The sequence below is a fragment of the Pseudomonas sp. CC11G genome (assembly GCF_056174845.1).
Genome location: NZ_JBWBZC010000003.1, coordinates 353,291 through 371,027 on the forward strand (window position 1 = coordinate 353,291; position 17,737 = coordinate 371,027).

The window sequence follows — 17,737 nt, forward strand, 5'->3', positions numbered from 1 at the left end:
CAGGAACCCGTCGAGATGAGCGAATACTCTCTTTTCACCTCTGAGTCCGTGTCTGAAGGACATCCAGACAAAATCGCCGACCAGATTTCCGATGCCGTCCTCGACGCCATCATTGCCCAGGACAAATTCGCTCGCGTTGCCTGCGAAACCCTGGTGAAAACCGGGGTTGCCATCATCGCTGGTGAAGTCACCACTAACGCCTGGGTCGACCTGGAAGAGATCGTCCGTAACGTCATCACCAACATCGGCTACACCAGCTCCGACGTCGGCTTCGACGGCGCGACCTGCGGCGTGATGAACATCATCGGCAAGCAGTCCCCCGACATTAACCAGGGCGTTGACCGCAGCAAGCCGGAAGACCAGGGCGCTGGCGACCAGGGGCTGATGTTCGGCTACGCCAGCAACGACACCGACGTGTTGATGCCCGCGCCGATCTGCTACGCCCACCGTCTAGTGGAGCGTCAAGCTGAAGCGCGCAAATCCGGCCTGCTGCCGTGGCTGCGTCCGGATGCCAAATCGCAAGTCACCTTCCGCTACGAAAATGGCAAGCCGGTTGCCGTGGACGCCGTTGTTCTGTCCACCCAGCACAACCCGGATGTCAGCTACAAAGACCTGCGCGAAGGCGTGATGGAACTGATCGTCAAACACGTGCTGCCGGCTGAATGGCTGCACAAAGACACCCAGTTCCACATCAACCCGACTGGCAACTTCGTAATCGGCGGCCCGGTAGGCGACTGCGGCCTGACCGGTCGCAAGATCATCGTCGACTCCTACGGCGGCATGGCCCGTCACGGTGGTGGCGCGTTCTCCGGTAAAGATCCATCCAAGGTTGACCGTTCCGCGGCGTACGCCGGTCGTTACGTGGCGAAGAACATCGTTGCGGCCGGCCTGGCCGACCGTTGCGAAATCCAGGTGTCCTACGCCATCGGCGTGGCGCAGCCGACTTCCGTATCGATCAACACCTTTGGTACCAACAAAGTCAGCGAAGAGACCATCATCAAGCTGGTTCGCGACACCTTCGACCTGCGTCCGTACGCGATCACCAAAATGCTCGACCTGCTGCACCCGATGTACCAGGCCACCGCGGCCTACGGTCACTTCGGCCGTACCCCGGAGCAACTGACGGTAGGTGATGACACCTTCACCACCTTCACCTGGGAAAAAACCGACAAAGCCGAACAGCTGCGCGCTGCTGCCGGCCTGTAACGCTTCGTCGCTTTGCCAAAAAGCCCCGCCCTGTGCGGGGCTTTTTGTTCCTTCGCACTTCTCAGCAACAGCCTTCCCGTTAACCGGAAGCCCTGCCCTCGCCGCCCGATTCCCCGGCTGCGCAATCCGGGCAAGATGCAGAAGCCGTTTTCAGGAAGGAATCGATTGGCATGAGCGAGCACCAACAACGGGAATGGAAGGCTGCATGGCGCGACGAATATCTGAAGTGGATATGCGGTTTTGCCAATGCCGACGGAGGCATTCTGGAGATCGGTCGCAATGACGCCGGAGCAGCAGTGGGCGTGGCAGAGGCGCCTCGCCTGATGGAAGAACTGCCCAATAAAGTGCGTGATGTGCTGGGCATCATGGTCGACGTCAATCTCCACGAAGAAGACGGCGTGTCATTACTGGAAATAGTGGTGCCCTCTTATCCCAGCCCGGTCAGCTACAAGGGCGAATTTCATTACCGCAGCGGTAGCACCAAGCAGGAGTTGAAAGGCGCCGCACTGGCACGCTTTCTTCTGCGACGCCAAGGGTTGCATTGGGACGGCGTAGCGCTCCCAGGGCTGACCCTGAGTGACTGCAACCCTTCTGCCTTGCAAGCGTTTCGCGCGCGTGCGGCCAGAAGCGGGCGGGTGGATGACGCGGTTCTGGTCGACAGCGATCCAGCCCTGCTGGCCAGTTTGCTGCTGGAAGACGGGCACTATTACAAGCGCGCCACCGCCCTGCTTTTTGGCATACAGCCGGAGCGGTATGTACCTGGCGCCTCAATAAAAATCGGCTTCTTCGTTACCGATGACGATCTGCGCTATCAGGACGAAATTCACGGCGACCTGTTTTCCCAGGTGGAACGAACACTGGTGTTGCTGCATAGCAAATACCTGAAAGCCTACATTCGTTATGACGGCCTGCAGCGCGTAGAACGTTATTTGTTCCCGTTGCAGGCACTGCGCGAGGCACTGCTGAATGCGGTAATCCACAAGGACTACGCCACTGGCATTCCCATCCAGATCAGCGTGTATGAGCACCAGATCGTATTCTGGAATCCAGGTCAGCTGCCCGAGAGCTGGACCCAAAAGCACCTCTTGGCCAAGCATCCGTCGCACCCGTTCAATCCGCTGCTGGCGTCTGCCTTTTTCCGCGCCGGCTACGTGGAATCCTGGGGGCGCGGCATCGAGAAAATTCTCAACGATTGCCGTCAATACGGTATGCCTGCACCGACGTTCGACACGACCGTATCCGGACTCATGCTGACCTTTCGGGCGGCACCGGATCAAATGATCGAAGCGCGGGGAGACGCCCCCTCGGATCGGCCAGTGGCAAGCACCACTACCCAAGAAACTACCCAAGAAACTACCCAAGAAACTACCCAAGAAATCGGCCCAAGATCAGTAAGCAGCCAAATAGTGGCTCTTCTGATCCAGAGTCCCGCCGCGACACGAATAGAGCTGGCCGAACAACTTGGCCTGACCCCGGACGGCATCAAGTACCACCTGAAGAAGCTGCGTACCGCCGGAGCAATCCGCCATGTGGGCCCGACCAAAAGCGGCCGCTGGGAAGTTATTGGCAAGCCCTAGGCGCTTGCCGCCCCTTCAGTCTCACGCGACCTACACAACCGTCATCCACCTCTGATTGGCGCACTGCGCTCAATCCGTAACCTGCTCGAGCCCTCACTCGAACAGGACGTTCCCCATGTTGCGACGGATTGCCTTGCTGCTTTGCTGCTATTTTCCCCTCCCCACACTCGCGGCGCCCTGCCCGACCTGGCCCGCTGAACACGCCACCACCGAGCTAACCGCGCTGGCCAAACAGATTGGCCAATGGGATGAGCACTATCACCGCCACGGCGAATCGTTGATTGCCGATGAGCTGTACGACCAGGCCACCTTGCGCTTGCGCCAATGGCGCGAATGTTTTCCCGATATCAAGACGGCCGAACCCGCTGCAGCGCCCGCCAACGGCGGTCCGCTCACGCATCCGTTCGCTCACACCGGCCTGAACAAACTGGCCGATGCCAAGGAAGTCGACGCCTGGATGCAGCATCGCGACGATCTGTGGGTGCAGCCGAAAGTGGATGGTGTGGCGGTCAGTCTGGTGTACCGCAACGGCCGTCTGCACCAGGTCATAAGCCGCGGCAATGGCCTGACGGGCCAAGACTGGACGACGCACGCAGCCAATATTCCAGCCATTCCTGCTGCCTTGCCGACGCAAGAACCGCAAACGGTTCTGCAAGGCGAGTTGTACCTGCGCCTGGCCGCTCATATCCAGGTCAAAAGCGGCAGTCTGGGGGCGCGTGCGACTGTGGCGGGACTGTTGAATCGCAAGGTTTTATCGGCAAGCGATGGCGAGCGGATCGGGCTGTTTGTCTGGGAATTGCCGCAGGGGCCGGTGGCGATGAAGGAGCGTTTGCAACACCTGCGCGCCCTCGGCTTTGCCGACACCGCCGAACTCAGCAAACCCATCGGCAACCTCGGCGATGTCGAGCGCTGGCGGCTCCACTGGCACCAGAGCGCATTGCCGTTCGCCACCGACGGGGTGGTTATCCGCCAGGGCCTACGACCGGTTGGCAGCCGCTGGCGCGCTGAGCCAACCAGCACCGCCGTGGCCTGGAAGTACCCGTATGCCCAGGCGCTGGCCGAGGTGCGCCGAGTGGAGTTCAAGATCGGTCGCACCGGGCGCATTACGCCGCTCTTGCACCTGCAGCCGGTGCGCCTGGACGACCGCACCATCCGCCGGGTCAGCGTCGGCTCCTTGCGCCGCTGGCAGCGCCTGGATATTCGCCCCGGCGACCAAGTGGCCATCGCCCTCGCCGGTCTGACCATTCCACGCCTGGACGGCGTGACCTGGCATACGCAAACGCGCGGCCCCATGGAAGTGCCCGATGCGGATGCCTTCCACTATTTGAGTTGCTGGCAGCCCACCGACGGTTGCGCCAGCCAGTTCCGCGCACGCCTGGAATGGCTAAGCAGCAAAAAAGGGTTGGCGATGGCTGGGGTTGGCCCTGGCACCTGGGAAAAACTGCTTAGCGCCAATCGCCTGAACGGCCTGCTCGACTGGCTGGAGCTTGGCGAGACTGAACTCGCGACCTTGCCGGGCTTTGGCCACCGCAGCGCCAGCAACCTGCACGGCAGTTTTCGCGCAGCGCACCAGCAATCGTTCGTGACCTGGCTAAAAGCGCTTGGCCTACCGCCTACTGGTGGCGCCAACCTGCCGCCAAGCTGGGACGAATTGGCCAAGCGCACCGAGCGTGACTGGCTGGCGCAACCCGGAATCGGCGTCACCCGCGCGCAGCAATTGCAGGAATTTTTCCGTCATCCAGACGTAATGGCGCTGCGGGAAAAATTACAGACCGCACAAGTACGAGGTTTCTGAAAACCCAAGCCGCGGGCCGCCACAAGGGCATCGATGGGATAGACTTCAGGCCATTGTGACCCCGCGACGGCCAGCCGCTCGCGGACCTTTCACTGCCATGGAGCGCTGCAATGTCTTCCCATCACCCTGTACGTCACCTTTTTTCCGCCGCCCTGCTGAGCCTGCTGGCCACCGCCGCCGTAGCCGCTGAAACCACCAAAACCCTCACCGGCTGCGCCGCCAAACGCGACGATATCCAGCAGCAGATCGAACACGCAAAGGCCGCCGGCAACAGTGCGCAGCAAGCCGGTCTGGAAAAAGCCTTGAGTGAGGTAAAAAGCAATTGCACCGACGAGCAGCTGGAAAAATCCCGCGAGCAAAAGGTGCTGGACGCTCAGCACGAAGTAAAAAAACGTGAGAGCGATCTGCAGAAAGCGATGAGCAAGGGCGACCCGGAAAAAATCGACAAGCGCAAAGACAAACTCGCCGAGGCCCGCAAGGAACTCGACGAGGCGAAGAAGCAACTCGATCGCTGATCAGTGGTTGCGGAACGCCTTGTGGCACGTTTCGCAGGCGTCTTCGACGGCCTGCACCGGAGCGTCGAGTTTCTTGGCGTCCAGCTGCGGGTCTTTGCTGGCCACCACTAGCGCGGCGGTAGCGGTCTCAAGGTTCTTCGCCAGTTCCTGAAAGCGCGCCTGGTTTTCCCACACTTCGGGCTTGGCGCTGCTTTTGTCGGTTTCGGCTACCTGCGGGAAATACTGCCACGGCTGCTTGGACAGCTCGTCCAGCTTGACCGCGCCGGCGGTGAAGCGAGCGCTGTCGAATTGCACCCGACCGCGCAGCATGCCGCCCAGGTCTTCCCCGGTTTTCAGCATTTGCTTGAATACGGCCTGACGTTTGCCTTGCGGCGAATTGGGATCAACGCCACCACAGGCGGTGAGGGCCACGCAGGCCAGGGCAACAAGAAGGGATTTTTTCAGAATCATGGACGAGGCTACTTTTGGCTGTTCGACGGCGGCCGCCAGTATCCTCGCCTCGCGTCCGTTTACCAACCGTTGCGACGTGGCGCGGGTGTGCCATTGCGCCGCATCGCTCGGCCCGCCCGTGTTATGCGCTGACGAAGAAAAAGCTGGCAATCAACGCCATGCCAATCGCCCATACCAGCGAACGGATCGGCGCCCAGTCGGCCAGGTAGCAGATCAGGTAAAGAATGCGGCTGACGACGAACCATACCGCCAACAGGTCGATGGTGGTTTGCGCGGCATGGCCAACCTGATGGGCAACGATCACCGCAGCCGCGAACGCCGGGGTTACTTCAAACCCGTTGAGCTGTGCGTTGTTGGCGCGTTTGGCCGGGCCCGTCATGGTCGCCTGTAGGGCGCGCGGGTCGTGGTTGTGTTTGGGAGAAAAGCCGCGGCCGAGGGCTTTCGCCGCGCCGGTGGCCAGGTAGGGAAGAAAAATCGCGATCAGCACGCACCAATATGCAACGGTCATGGTAACTCCTCGGTTTTATTGTCCGAGCAGCTTGCCCGTTCGGGCGCGCGGAATCCATGGCCAGCAACGCGCTGGCCCATGGCATATCAGTCAATCAAGCGGTTCAGTCCGAGCCGCCCTCTTCTTTGAACTGGTCGCGGATATAGGTGATTTCCGTTTTGCCGTGGGGCGCCGAATTGCCTTCGATGTCCACGTTCACGAACACCATCTTGTCGATGGTCAGGATGCTCTTGCGGGTGATCTTGTTGCGCACTTCAGCGCGCATGGTCAGCGAGGTGCGACCAAATTCGGTGGCCGTGATGCCCAGTTCGATGATGTCGCTCTGGCGCGCCGAACTCACAAAGTTGATCTCGGAAATCAGCTTGGTCACCACCCTTTGGCTGCCCAGCTGGATGATGGCGTAGATCGCCGCTTCTTCATCGATCCACTTCAACAGACTGCCGCCGAACAAGGTGCCGTTGGGGTTGAGGTCTTCGGGTTTCACCCATTTGCGCGTGTGGAAGTTCATACCTGCTCCTTCTGTTAGGACACGCGCAGCATGGCAGACGCCACCTGAGCCTGTCGCACCATGGCTATCAATAGTGCTCATAGCGCCTACGCATAAGTAGACAGAAAGCCTTGGGCAAGCTCGCCTGCGCGGCTATAATCCCCCAGCTTCACGGCGGCCAGATAAACATAAGGCCGCTCCCGCCACCTGTTCGAGGGGCGCTGCAGCAGGTGCTTTTTACCTGTCAGGCTCGAACAGGGCGTAGAGAACAGCCGACGCACTCCGTGCAGGGCGGCTGTTAAAACGCATCAACGGCGCCCATTCGCACACCACGAATGGAGTTACAGCATGAGCGCTGCTTTTACCGACTATAAAGTCGCCGATATTTCCCTGGCCGCTTGGGGCCGCCGCGAAACCATCATCGCCGAATCCGAAATGCCAGCCTTGATGGGCCTGCGTCACAAGTACGCCGGCGAGCAACCGTTGAAAGGCGCCAAAATCATCGGCTGCATTCACATGACCATTCAGACTGCTGTGCTGATCGAAACCCTGATTGCCCTGGGTGCCGAAGTGCGTTGGTCGTCCTGCAATATTTTCTCGACTCAAGACCAGGCCGCCGCTGCAATCGCCGCTGCCGGTATTCCGGTGTTCGCCTGGAAAGGTGAAACCGAGCAAGAGTACGAGTGGTGCATCGAGCAAACCATCCTCAAGGATGGCCAGCCTTGGGATGCCAACATGATCCTCGACGACGGCGGCGACCTGACCGAGATCATCCACAAGAAATACCCGGCCATGCTGGAAAAAATCCACGGCGTGACCGAAGAAACCACCACCGGCGTACACCGTCTGCTGGACATGCTGGCCAAGGGCGAGCTGAAAATCCCGGCCATCAACGTCAACGACTCGGTGACCAAGAGCAAGAACGACAACAAGTACGGCTGCCGTCACAGCCTGAACGACGCCATCAAGCGCGGCACCGACCACCTGCTGTCCGGCAAGCAAGCGCTGGTCATCGGCTACGGTGACGTGGGCAAGGGCTCGGCCCAGTCGCTGCGTCAGGAAGGCATGATCGTTAAAGTCACCGAAGTGGATCCGATCTGCGCCATGCAAGCGTGCATGGACGGCTTCGAAGTGGTTTCGCCGTTCATCGATGGCAACAACGACGGCACCGCCGCCAGCATCGACAAACTGCTGCTGGGCAAGATTGACCTGATCGTCACCACCACCGGTAACGTGAACGTCTGCGACAGCAACATGCTCACCGCCCTGAAAAAACGCGCCGTGGTCTGCAACATCGGTCACTTCGACAACGAGATCGACACTGCTTTCATGCGCAAGAACTGGGCATGGGAAGAAGTGAAGCCTCAGGTGCACAAGGTTCACCGCACCGGCGCCGGCAGCTTTGATCCGCACAACGATGACTACCTGATTCTGCTCGCCGAAGGCCGCCTGGTTAACCTGGGCAACGCCACTGGCCACCCGAGCCGCATCATGGACGGCTCGTTTGCCAACCAGGTTCTGGCGCAGATCTTCCTGTTCGACCAGAAGTACGCCGACCTGGCACCGGCTCAGAAAGCCGAGCGCCTGACCGTTGAAGTACTGCCGAAGAAGCTCGACGAAGAAGTGGCTCTGGAAATGGTCAAGGGTTTCGGCGGCGTCGTGACCAAGCTGACCAAAACCCAGGCCGACTACATTGGCGTGGCGCAGGAAGGCCCGTTCAAGCCACACGCCTACCGCTACTGATGTGCCCGGCGCACGCCTCGTGCGTGCGCCTTGCCGCGAAGTACAGGCCCGCTGCTTTTCTTCCGAAGAGCCGGGCCTGTCGACCATTCGCCAGCGTTTCCGAGAGCACTTTTAAATGAGCAAAGAACGTCGCTACAGCTTCGAGTTCTTCCCGACCAAGACCGACGCTGGGCATGAAAAACTGATGGCCACCGCCCGCGTGTTGGCCGGCTACAACCCCGATTTTTTCTCCTGCACCTACGGTGCCGGTGGCTCCACCCGCGATCGCACGATCAACACCGTGCTGCAACTGGACAGCGAAGTGAAGGTGGAAACCGCACCGCACCTGTCCTGCGTGGGCGACAGCAAGGCCGACCTGCGCGCCCTGCTCAAGCAGTACCAGGAAGCGGGCATCAAACGCATCGTGGCCCTGCGCGGCGACCTGCCTTCTGGCATGGGCATGGCCAGCGGTGAGCTGCGTCACGCCAACGACCTGGTGAGTTTTATCCGCGAAGAAACTGGCAGCCACTTCCATATCGAAGTAGCCGCCTACCCGGAGATGCACCCGCAGGCGCGCAACTTCGAAGACGACGTGGCCAACTTCGTGCGCAAGGCCAAGGCCGGCGCCGACAGTGCGATCACCCAGTATTTCTTCAACGCCGACAGCTATTTCTACTTCGTCGAGCGCGTACGCAAGATGGGCGTCACCATTCCCATCGTGCCGGGCATCATGCCGATCACCAACTACAGCAAGCTGGCGCGCTTCTCCGACGCCTGCGGCGCGGAAATTCCGCGCTGGATTCGCAAACAGTTGGAGGCCTACGCCGACGACATCGACAGCATCCAGAGCTACGGTGAACAGGTGATCAGCGAAATGTGCGAACGCCTGCTGCAAGGCGGCGCACCGGGTCTGCACTTCTATACCCTGAACCAGGCCGAGCCGAGCCTGGCGATCTGGAACAACCTCAAGCTGCCGCGCTAAGCGAAAGTTTGTAGGGCTATAAGTGAACAAACCTGGCCCACGCCGGGTCCATTCCGCGCAACGCATGCAATACCAGCGCTCTCAGCGCTAGAGCCAGGCAAGGCGGAGTGAAACCGAAAAGCGCAGCGTACTTAAGTACGTGAGCATTTTCGGTTTTGCTCCAACGCAGCATGGCCGACGCCTGGGAGTGCGCAGGTGTACACCGTTGTATATACTCCGGGCTCCCGCTTAGCTTACGCCCGGACGTTGACCCTCCTAGAGGTCAGCAGGACCGGACGGGAGCGCGCCCTCAACGCGCTTCATGCACGGCAGAATTTCCCCCATGGGCCACGCCCTTACTAAACAGGATTACTCATGTCCTTTGCTTCCCTCGGTCTCTCCGAGGCTTTAGTCAGTGCCGTTGAGGCTGCTGGCTACACCGAGCCCACTCCAGTGCAACAGCGGGCTATTCCCGCCGTGTTGCAAGGTCGCGATCTGATGGTTGCCGCCCAGACGGGCACCGGTAAAACCGGTGGCTTCGCCTTGCCGATCCTCGAGCGCCTGTTTCCCAACGGCCACCCGGACCGCGAGCATCGCCACGGCCCGAAACAGCCCCGCGTGCTGGTGCTGACTCCTACTCGCGAACTGGCCGCGCAAGTGCATGACAGCTTCAAGCTGTATGCCCGCGACCTGAAATTCGTCTCCACCTGCATCTTCGGCGGCGTCGGCATGAACCCGCAGGTGCAAGCCATGGCCCGCGGTGTCGACGTACTCGTCGCCTGCCCAGGCCGTTTGCTCGACTTGGCCAGCCAAGGCAGCGTCGACCTTTCCCACGTGGAAATTCTGGTCCTCGACGAAGCCGACCGCATGCTCGACATGGGCTTTATCCATGACGTGAAGAAGGTGCTCGCACGCTTGCCGAGCAAACGCCAGAACCTGCTGTTCTCGGCGACCTTCTCCAAAGACATCACGGATCTGGCCGGCAAACTGCTGCACAACCCCGAGCGCATCGAAGTCACGCCGCCGAACACCACGGTCGAGCGCATCGAGCAACGGGTGTTCCGCCTGCAGGCCAACCACAAGCGCGCCCTGCTCGCTCACCTGATTACCGCCGGTGCCTGGGAACAGGTCCTGGTGTTTACCCGTACCAAGCACGGCGCCAACCGCCTGGCCGAGTACCTCGACAAGCACGGCCTGCCGGCAGTGGCGATTCATGGCAATAAGAGCCAGAACGCGCGCACCAAAGCCCTGGCCGACTTCAAAGCGAATGCCGTGCGCATTCTGGTAGCCACCGATATCGCCGCCCGCGGCCTGGATATCGACCAGTTGCCCCACGTGGTCAACTTCGAGCTGCCTAACGTTGAAGAAGACTACGTGCACCGTATCGGCCGTACTGGCCGTGCCGGTCGCAGCGGTGAAGCCATCTCGCTGGTAGCGCCGGACGAAGAGAAGCTGCTCAAAGGCATCGAGCGCATGACCAAACAGAAGATCGCCGACGGCGACCTGATGGGCTTTGATGCCAGCACCGTGGAAGCGGAAAAACCGGAAGTGCGCGAGCGCCCTGAAGGTCAGAACCGTGGCCGTGGCGCCCCGCGTGACCCGAACAAACCGGGCGGCGGTGGCGGCGGTGGCGGCGGTGATCGCCGTGGCAGCGGCCGTAAAGACAAAGGCAAGGACGGCAAAGACAAACCTGCCGCTCAGGGCCGCGACAAGCCAGCCGGGCAAAGTCGTGCGCAACAGCCGCGTCAGGGCCAACCGCGCAGCAACGAGCCACGTCAGCCACGCACCAGCAGCGCCGCCGCGGCAGTACCGCCATTGCCTGCTAATCGCGCGCCGGACGAGTTCCTCGACGACGAAATCGACAACTTTGGTAACCGTGCCGACTACGTCAGCCCGAACCCGGGTCGTCAGCAAAACCGTGGTCGTCGCCCAGCCGCGCCTACCGGCCCAAGCGCCAGCAATGGCGTCGGCCAAGGCGCACCGCGTCCGGCCGGCCAAGCGCCGCGCAGCCAGACGCCTCGTCCGCAAGGCCAAGGCCAGGGCAAACCAGCCGGTGGTGGGCAACGCAATGGCGGCGCCAGCAACGGCCAGGGCCAAGGCAAACGCGCTCCGGGCCGCAGCGGTTCCGGTCAGCCACGTCGTGATGATTCACGCAATCGCGGCCGCGACGATTCGCTGCGCCAGGAACCCGCTGTACGTGGTCCGCGCGAGCCGCAGCACACGCCGGTGATCGTGCACAAGGAGTCGAAAATCGACCGTACCTTGACGCCCGAACAGCTGGAGCAACTGGACAAGCTGCCGAGCCGCAATCGCGGCGAGAAGCCTGCCTTGCTGACGCGTAATCGCGAGGGTTAAGCCCTGGCGATGTAGCAAAAACACCGGCCTTGTGCCGGTGTTTTTGTTTGGGCCGTACGCCGCATTAATTCCCGCACACAAAAACGCCGGCACTGGGCCGGCGTTTTTGTGTGCGGGAATTAACCCTTATTTCTTCACACCTTCAAACGAGATGATCAGCTCCAGCTCCTGGGTTTTCGGGCCCAGGTCTTTCTGGATGTCGAAGTCTTTAAGCTTGATGGTGGTAGTGCCTTCGAAGGCTGCGCGGTAGCCGCCCCATGGATCTTTGCCTTCGCCGAGGAAATGAGCGGCGATCACGACTGGCTTGGTTACGCCGTGCAGGGTCAGGTTACCGGTGACGTCGGCGGTGCCCTCGCCGGTCGATTTAACCGAGGTGGAAACGAACTTGGCTTCCGGGAATTTCGACACGTCGAGGAAGTCGGCGGTGCGAATGTGCTTGTCGCGTTCGGCGTGGTTGGTGTCGACGCTGGTGGTTTTCAGGGTGACGTCGATTTTGCTCGCTTCAGGGTTCTTGGCGTCGAAGCTGAACGTGCCGTCCCAGTCCTTGAAGGTACCGTAGATATAGCTGAAGCCCAGGTGGCTGATCTTGAAGTTGATAAAGGCGTGCTGGCCTTGTTTGTCGATGGTGTAGTCCTCTGCCATCGCATGGCCGGCGCCCAGCAGTGCGGTGCCGAGAGCCAAAGCCGCCAGGGATTTCTTCAGGTTGAGCATTGCGTAAGTCCTTCTAGTGCAGTGAGGAGTCAGTCGGCGCGACGGCCGAACATACGGGTCAGGGTTACATCGTGATCAATAAAGTGATGCTTTAAAGCGGCTAATGCGTGAAGGCCGGCAAAAATCACCAGGGCCCACGCCAGATACAGATGGAACGCGCCGGCCACATCTTCCTGGTCAGGAATGGCGGTCAAGGTAGCGGGTACAGCGAACAGACCGAACACTTCGATCGGCCGGCCATCAGCGGTGGAAATCAGGTAGCCGGCAATCAGTACGGCAAACATCAAGAGGTACAGCGCGCCATGACCGAGCTTGGCGCCCAAGCGAGTGGCTTTGCTGTAGCTGGCGAGGGTCGGTGGCGGCGGGCTGATAAACCGCCACAACACACGCAGCAGCATCAGGCCAAGCAGCGTCAGGCCGATGCTTTTATGCAGCGCCGGTGCGGAGTGGTTGTAAGGGCTGTAGTAATCGAGAGTGACCATCCACAGGCCCAGACCGAACAATCCAAATACCGCCAACGCAATGCCCCAGTGCAAGACGACGCTGACCAGACCATAACGCGAAGATGAGTTGCGCAGCTGCATGTAGGGGATTCCGTGAAAACCAGTGGGCTAAGACTAGCGATTAATCTATCGAGTTAAAGCGAAAAATTCTGCTTTGAAATATCGGGAAATACGATGCGTTGCAACGGCGCAGATGGGAGGAAAGAACTAATGACCGAGCGGTCGAGGAAGGCGGGAACTTAGCGATAACTGAAAACATAGATCAAAAGCATCGAGGCTGAAGCCTCTCCCACCAGAGCGCACGCTTCTGTAGGAGAGGCTTCAGCCTCGATCATTCACAGCATCAGCCTCAGAACAACTTGGAGAAAAAACCCGGCTTATCGTCGCCGTCTTTGTCTTTCTTGGCCGGTGCCGCCTCGGCCACCACTTGCTTCTTGGCCGGGTCCACTTCTTTGCCCGCCAACAGATCCTGGGCCTGACTGGCCGCACGCTGGCCGCTGCGCAATGCGCCTTCCAGCGTACCGGGGTACATCGCATCGGTATGTTCGCCGGCAAACACCACACGTTGCAGCGGCTTTTCCCACATACGCCAGTTACGGGTCAGTTGGCCCGGGCCGTACGCCAGGTAGGAACCGCCGGTAGACGGGTCGGTGCTGTAGCGTTTGATTTCATAACCGGTAAAGGCACCGCGGGCTTTCGGGTAGAAGGCGTGCAGGCGGATCAGCACCTGGTCGACCATCTGCTTGTCGCCAAAGGCTTGCAGCACCCGCGCGTTATCGCCCGACAGGTTGATCACCACATTGGCGCCGCCCTTGGCCGCCGGTTCGATCCACAGCATGCCCAGGCCCTGGTCGGTGAAATTTCACCGGACAGCCGCGCCTTGCTTTCCCATACCGGGGTTTTGAACTTGAGCATGATCTGGTCACGCCAGCCGTAGTTGGTGCCTTTGATGGCGGCCAAGTGCGCGGCATCCAGCGCAGGGGTCAGCTGAATGTTCGCCAATGCTTTGAGCGGCACGGCCAGCACGACGTAGTCGGCGCTGTAACCCACGGCGCCGGCTTTGACGGTGACGCTGTCCTTGTCCTGGCTGACAGCCGAGACCATGGAATTGGTCTTGATGGTTTTCAGTTGCTTGAGGAACGCCGCCGCCAGCACCTGGCTGCCACCGGGCAGACGCGCGGCACGTAGGTCGCGGTCATCCACGCCACGGTAAACCCGGGTCTGCTGCGCCAGGTAAAGCAGCGACAGACGCGACGGCTCGTCATAACGCGAACGAATGCGCTGGTTCACCAACAGGCGCGCCGTGGGCGGCAGTGCCAACTTGTCGAGCCACTTGGCGACGGTCATCTGATCGAGGGCAAACAGGGTGTTGTTGGCGGCCGGATTCATCGGGTCATTGATGGAGGCGGCCAGGTCGTCGAGGCTCTTGTCGAAACGCTTGAGGCCTTCAGCAGTTTCCGGCTGTTTGGTGACCAGGTCGGCGGCGGTAAAGTACTCGCCATTGATCAGGTAGCTGGGGTTACGGACAAACTCCGGCGCAGGCAGAGTTTGCAGTTTGAAGGTCTTCAGGTAGCTATTCAGTGCAGGCTGGACTTTCTCGTCGGCAATCCACTCGCTGGTGGCCAGACCGGAACGGCCGCCGATGCTGGGCTTGGCTTCCAGCAGGGTGACCTGCCAGCCTTTTTGTTGCAGCTCGTAGGCTGCGGTCAAACCCGACATCCCGCCACCCACCACAATGGCCGTAGGTTGCTTGGCGGCGGCGGGCTTATCAGCGGCCTGCGCCGCCACACTGCACACACCCACTGCCAGCAGCGCCAAGGCGCGCAAACCGGTCCGTAACATGAACGACTCCTTACACCCGTTCCGCAGGCAGCGGAACGCTCTTAGATGGCGCGCAGAATACGCCAGCGCCCTCGCACCAACTAGCCAAGCCTGTCGGGTAAATGGTGTTTGGGTTGTTACAGCGCCGACCATTGCATAGGCTGCACCCCTGCTTTGCGTGCCCAGCTTTACGCTGGCCGCGTCTGTACAGCTGTCTCGACTGCCTGGGAGTTCCGAATGAGCCTGAATAATCAGTGGATGCAACGCGATCTGGCGGTGCTCTGGCACCCCTGCACGCAGATGAAGGACCACGAGCAATTGCCGCTGGTGCCGATCAAGCGTGGCGAAGGGGTGTGGCTCGAAGACTTCGACGGCAAGCGCTACCTCGACGCCGTCAGTTCCTGGTGGGTGAACGTGTTTGGCCACGCCAACCCACGCATCAATCAGCGCATCAAGGACCAGGTCGACCAGCTGGAGCATGTGATTCTGGCTGGTTTCAGCCACCAGCCGGTGATCGAGCTGTCCGAGCGGCTGGTCAAACTTACCCCCGCCGGCCTCGACCGCGTGTTCTACGCCGACAACGGTTCTTCCGGCATCGAAGTCGCGCTGAAGATGAGCTTTCACTTCTGGCGCAACAGCGGCCAGGAACGCAAGAAACGCTTTGTCACCCTGACCAACAGCTACCACGGCGAAACCATTGCGGCGATGTCGGTGGGCGATGTGGCGCTATTTACCGAAACCTATAAATCGCTGCTGATGGACACCATCAAGGTGCCCAGCCCCGACTGCTACCTACGCCCTGAAGGCGTGAGCTGGGAAGAACACTCGCGGGTGATGTTCGGTGCGATGGAACAGGCCCTGGCAGAAAATTATCAGGACGTAGCTGCGGTGATTATCGAGCCGCTGATTCAGGGCGCGGGCGGCATGCGCATGTACCACCCGGTGTACCTCAAGCTGCTGCGCGAGGCCTGCGACCGCTACGGCGTGCACCTGATTCACGACGAAATCGCGGTCGGCTTCGGCCGCACAGGCACCATGTTCGCCTGCGAACAGGCCGGTATCGCACCGGACTTTTTGTGCCTATCCAAAGCCCTCACCGGCGGCTACTTGCCGATGGCCGCAGTGCTCACCAGCGAGACCATCTACCAAGGCTTCTACGACGACTACCAGACCCTACGCGCCTTCCTGCACTCGCACACTTACACCGGCAACCCGCTGGCCTGCGCAGCGGCACTGGCGACGCTGGATATCTTCGAGCAAGACAACGTGATCGAAGCCAACAAGGCCTTGAGCGCCCGTATGGCGACCGCCACGGCGCATCTGGTCGACCACCCGCATGTGGCCGAAGTACGGCAGACCGGCATGGTGTTGGCGATTGAAATGGTGCAAGACAAAGCCAGCAAAACGCCCTACCCGTGGCAGGAGCGGCGCGGCTTGAAGGTGTTCCAGCATGCGCTGGAGCGTGGCGCGTTGCTGCGCCCATTGGGCAGCGTGGTGTATTTCCTGCCGCCGTACGTGATTACGCCGGAGCAGATCGACTTTCTGGCCGAGGTGGCCAGCGAGGGGATTGATATTGCGACCGCTACGAAGACATCAGTGCAAGTCAGCGGCCGTCACCCGAACTTCCGTGATCCGGGCTAAACACAGCGTTCAAATCTGACACCGTCATTCCCGCGAAGGCGGGAATCCAGAATGGGGCAGGAAATTCGATTTCCTTCAAGATTCTGGGTCCCCGCCTGCGCGGGTACGACGGCGTCTTGTTTGGCTCTGCGGGGCTTACAGGATGCTGAGCGGATACTCGATGATGAGACGAACCTGATCGGAATCGTAATCCGAGGCGCCGGAAGAGATCCGGTGAGTCGCCTGGCGAACACGGAACGACAGGTCTTTGGCTGGACCTTCCTGCACTACGTATTTAACGGACAGATCGCGTTCCCAGTGTTTCTCGCTGTCGGCGTAGTAGTCATACGGGCTGCCCGCATCGATCTTGGTGCCATCAACATTGTCGCCACGGGTGTAGCCCGCATAGAAGGTCAGGCCCGGCACGCCGTAGGTTGTCATGTCCAGGTTGTAACCCAGGCGCCACGATTCCTCACGCGGACCGTTGAAGTCCACCAGCTGCATGGAGTTGGCCAGGTAGATGGAGTCCTGGAACGCGCCGCCACCCAGTACCAGGTAGTCGAACGGCTGGTCGCCATCGATCTTCTGGAATGCCAGGGTGACGGTGTGCGCGCCGAGGGTGTAGCCGGTGGCGAAGGACCAGGACGTGTTGTTAATGTCGCCCGCCAGCGACTTGCCGTCATCCAGGGTGCGGTAGACGTTGAGATCAAAGCTCAGGGACTGGTCTTCGGTCAGCGCCAGCACGTAGTTGGCGTTGCCGTAGTACTGCTTCCACAGGTCTTCGTAGCGCGAGGCATACGCGGTGACGCTGAAGTTGTCGCTGATGGTGTACGCGCCGCCGATGTAGTCGACGTCACCGCCTTCAACGCCCGCCGCATAACCGGCGCGGAAACCACCGTCGTGGCCCGAACGGTTCATGTCCTTGGCCGAGGTGAAATGACCGGCGTCGATTTTCAGGCCTTCAATTTCAGCGCTGTCGAGTTGGAAGCCAGTGGCCGTTGCCGGCACCAAACGGGCATCGGCCAGGGCGATTACCGGGTTGTAGGGGCGCAGGTCGCCGTATTTGAGGATGCTGTTGGAAAGCTGCAGTTTCACTGCACCGCCCAGGGTGCCGAAGCTGTCTTCGGCACGGCCATCGGAATCCACTGGCAGCATCTGCGAACCGGAACGACCACGGCCGCTGTCCAGCTTGATACCGGTGTAGGCGCTCAAGTCGACGCCAAACCCCACGGTGCCTTCGGTGAAGCCGGACACGTAGTCCAGCTGGAAGCCCTGACCCCATTCGCGGTTGTCAGCGGTGCCGGTATCGTGGCGATCCATGTTCCAGTAAAGGTTGCGGGAAATCAGGTCGAGCGTGTCGCCTTCCAGAAAACCTTTCGAATCGGCCTGACCGGCGTGTGCGGCCATCGTGAAAACGCTGGCACTGGCCACGGCCAGAGCAACTCCTGTGTACTTCAGTTTCATCTGTATTCCCCATTGAAATGAATGTGTCGGCATATGCCCCGC

The 17,737-nt window shown here is 60.6% G+C and carries 14 protein-coding genes, 1 pseudogene and 1 riboswitch; of the genes and pseudogenes, 8 read left to right on the forward strand and 7 right to left on the reverse strand.

Features of this window, described 5'->3' with window-relative positions; translation table 11 throughout:
• The first annotated feature begins 15 nt into the window (after positions 1–15).
• From metK to AC0V2S_RS06245, 4 genes are all read left to right on the forward strand, one after another.
• The gene (gene metK / locus AC0V2S_RS06230) at positions 16–1,206 is read left to right on the forward strand and encodes a methionine adenosyltransferase (RefSeq protein WP_475508965.1); all 1,191 of its coding nucleotides are present in this window, start codon (positions 16–18) and stop codon (positions 1,204–1,206) included.
• Positions 1,207–1,376: 170 nt separating this feature from the next.
• Complete coding sequence (locus AC0V2S_RS06235) at positions 1,377–2,783, forward strand: ATP-binding protein (RefSeq protein WP_475508966.1); 1,407 nt, start codon at positions 1,377–1,379, stop codon at positions 2,781–2,783.
• A gap of 115 nt (positions 2,784–2,898) precedes the next feature.
• Positions 2,899–4,578 (forward strand): NAD-dependent DNA ligase LigB, encoded by a 1,680-nt coding sequence (ligB, locus tag AC0V2S_RS06240; protein WP_475508967.1) that lies wholly within the window; start codon positions 2,899–2,901, stop codon positions 4,576–4,578.
• A 110-nt stretch (positions 4,579–4,688) separates the two neighbouring features.
• Entirely contained in the window at positions 4,689–5,093 is a 405-nt protein-coding gene (locus AC0V2S_RS06245; RefSeq protein WP_475508968.1) for a DUF1090 domain-containing protein, read from the forward strand.
• On the opposite strand, the gene AC0V2S_RS06250 is transcribed toward AC0V2S_RS06245, so the two are convergent.
• From AC0V2S_RS06250 to AC0V2S_RS06260, 3 genes are all read right to left on the reverse strand, one after another.
• Positions 5,094–5,543: a c-type cytochrome gene (locus AC0V2S_RS06250; RefSeq protein WP_475508969.1), complete on the reverse strand. Its 450-nt coding sequence runs from the start codon at positions 5,541–5,543 to the stop codon at positions 5,094–5,096.
• 121 nt (positions 5,544–5,664) lie between these two features.
• Positions 5,665–6,051, reverse strand: a complete 387-nt coding sequence (locus AC0V2S_RS06255; RefSeq protein WP_475508970.1) for an MAPEG family protein — start codon at positions 6,049–6,051, stop codon at positions 5,665–5,667.
• 103 nt (positions 6,052–6,154) lie between these two features.
• Complete coding sequence (locus AC0V2S_RS06260) at positions 6,155–6,559, reverse strand: acyl-CoA thioesterase (protein ID WP_475508971.1); 405 nt, start codon at positions 6,557–6,559, stop codon at positions 6,155–6,157.
• Positions 6,560–6,745: 186 nt separating this feature from the next.
• A riboswitch (S-adenosyl-L-homocysteine riboswitch) is annotated at positions 6,746–6,865 on the forward strand.
• A gap of 21 nt (positions 6,866–6,886) precedes the next feature.
• Here AC0V2S_RS06260 and ahcY point away from each other — a divergent pair.
• The 3 genes from ahcY (at position 6,887) to AC0V2S_RS06275 (ending at position 11,576) form a co-directional block, all read left to right on the forward strand.
• The gene (gene ahcY / locus AC0V2S_RS06265) at positions 6,887–8,281 is read left to right on the forward strand and encodes an adenosylhomocysteinase (protein ID WP_475508972.1); all 1,395 of its coding nucleotides are present in this window, start codon (positions 6,887–6,889) and stop codon (positions 8,279–8,281) included.
• Positions 8,282–8,396: 115 nt separating this feature from the next.
• Positions 8,397–9,242, forward strand: a complete 846-nt coding sequence (metF, locus tag AC0V2S_RS06270; RefSeq protein WP_475508973.1) for a methylenetetrahydrofolate reductase [NAD(P)H] — start codon at positions 8,397–8,399, stop codon at positions 9,240–9,242.
• Positions 9,243–9,596: 354 nt separating this feature from the next.
• Positions 9,597–11,576, forward strand: a complete 1,980-nt coding sequence (locus tag AC0V2S_RS06275) for a DEAD/DEAH box helicase (RefSeq protein ID WP_475508974.1) — start codon at positions 9,597–9,599, stop codon at positions 11,574–11,576.
• 126 nt (positions 11,577–11,702) lie between these two features.
• On the opposite strand, the gene AC0V2S_RS06280 is transcribed toward AC0V2S_RS06275, so the two are convergent.
• The 3 genes and pseudogenes from AC0V2S_RS06280 to AC0V2S_RS06290 form a co-directional block, all read right to left on the reverse strand.
• A complete protein-coding gene (locus AC0V2S_RS06280; protein ID WP_475508975.1) occupies positions 11,703–12,287 on the reverse strand; it encodes a YceI family protein in 585 nt (194 codons plus the stop codon).
• Positions 12,288–12,316: 29 nt separating this feature from the next.
• On the reverse strand, positions 12,317–12,871 hold the full coding sequence (locus AC0V2S_RS06285) for a cytochrome b (RefSeq protein ID WP_475508976.1): 555 nt from the start codon (positions 12,869–12,871) through the stop codon (positions 12,317–12,319).
• Between the two features lie 268 nt (positions 12,872–13,139).
• Positions 13,140–14,764, reverse strand: a pseudogene (locus AC0V2S_RS06290) (flavin monoamine oxidase family protein).
• Between the two features lie 84 nt (positions 14,765–14,848).
• Here AC0V2S_RS06290 and AC0V2S_RS06295 point away from each other — a divergent pair.
• The gene (locus tag AC0V2S_RS06295; protein WP_475508977.1) at positions 14,849–16,252 is read left to right on the forward strand and encodes an adenosylmethionine--8-amino-7-oxononanoate transaminase; all 1,404 of its coding nucleotides are present in this window, start codon (positions 14,849–14,851) and stop codon (positions 16,250–16,252) included.
• A 135-nt stretch (positions 16,253–16,387) separates the two neighbouring features.
• Here the strand turns inward: AC0V2S_RS06295 and AC0V2S_RS06300 are convergent, their stop codons facing one another.
• Positions 16,388–17,695: an OprD family porin gene (locus tag AC0V2S_RS06300; RefSeq protein ID WP_475508978.1), complete on the reverse strand. Its 1,308-nt coding sequence runs from the start codon at positions 17,693–17,695 to the stop codon at positions 16,388–16,390.
• Positions 17,696–17,737: the final 42 nt, after the last annotated feature.

Excerpts from the sequence above, each read along its gene's own strand:
- metK (WP_475508965.1), top strand. The coding sequence starts at position 16 with ATGAGCGAATACTCTCTTTTCACCTCTGAGTCCGTGTCTGAAGGACAT.
- AC0V2S_RS06235 (WP_475508966.1), top strand. The coding sequence starts at position 1,377 with ATGAGCGAGCACCAACAACGGGAATGGAAGGCTGCATGGCGCGACGAA.
- ligB (WP_475508967.1), top strand. The coding sequence starts at position 2,899 with ATGTTGCGACGGATTGCCTTGCTGCTTTGCTGCTATTTTCCCCTCCCC.
- AC0V2S_RS06245 (WP_475508968.1), top strand. The coding sequence starts at position 4,689 with ATGTCTTCCCATCACCCTGTACGTCACCTTTTTTCCGCCGCCCTGCTG.
- AC0V2S_RS06250 (WP_475508969.1), bottom strand. The coding sequence starts at position 5,543 with ATGATTCTGAAAAAATCCCTTCTTGTTGCCCTGGCCTGCGTGGCCCTC.
- AC0V2S_RS06255 (WP_475508970.1), bottom strand. The coding sequence starts at position 6,051 with ATGACCGTTGCATATTGGTGCGTGCTGATCGCGATTTTTCTTCCCTAC.
- AC0V2S_RS06260 (WP_475508971.1), bottom strand. The coding sequence starts at position 6,559 with ATGAACTTCCACACGCGCAAATGGGTGAAACCCGAAGACCTCAACCCC.
- ahcY (WP_475508972.1), top strand. The coding sequence starts at position 6,887 with ATGAGCGCTGCTTTTACCGACTATAAAGTCGCCGATATTTCCCTGGCC.
- metF (WP_475508973.1), top strand. The coding sequence starts at position 8,397 with ATGAGCAAAGAACGTCGCTACAGCTTCGAGTTCTTCCCGACCAAGACC.
- AC0V2S_RS06275 (WP_475508974.1), top strand. The coding sequence starts at position 9,597 with ATGTCCTTTGCTTCCCTCGGTCTCTCCGAGGCTTTAGTCAGTGCCGTT.
- AC0V2S_RS06280 (WP_475508975.1), bottom strand. The coding sequence starts at position 12,287 with ATGCTCAACCTGAAGAAATCCCTGGCGGCTTTGGCTCTCGGCACCGCA.
- AC0V2S_RS06285 (WP_475508976.1), bottom strand. The coding sequence starts at position 12,871 with ATGCAGCTGCGCAACTCATCTTCGCGTTATGGTCTGGTCAGCGTCGTC.
- AC0V2S_RS06295 (WP_475508977.1), top strand. The coding sequence starts at position 14,849 with ATGAGCCTGAATAATCAGTGGATGCAACGCGATCTGGCGGTGCTCTGG.
- AC0V2S_RS06300 (WP_475508978.1), bottom strand. The coding sequence starts at position 17,695 with ATGAAACTGAAGTACACAGGAGTTGCTCTGGCCGTGGCCAGTGCCAGC.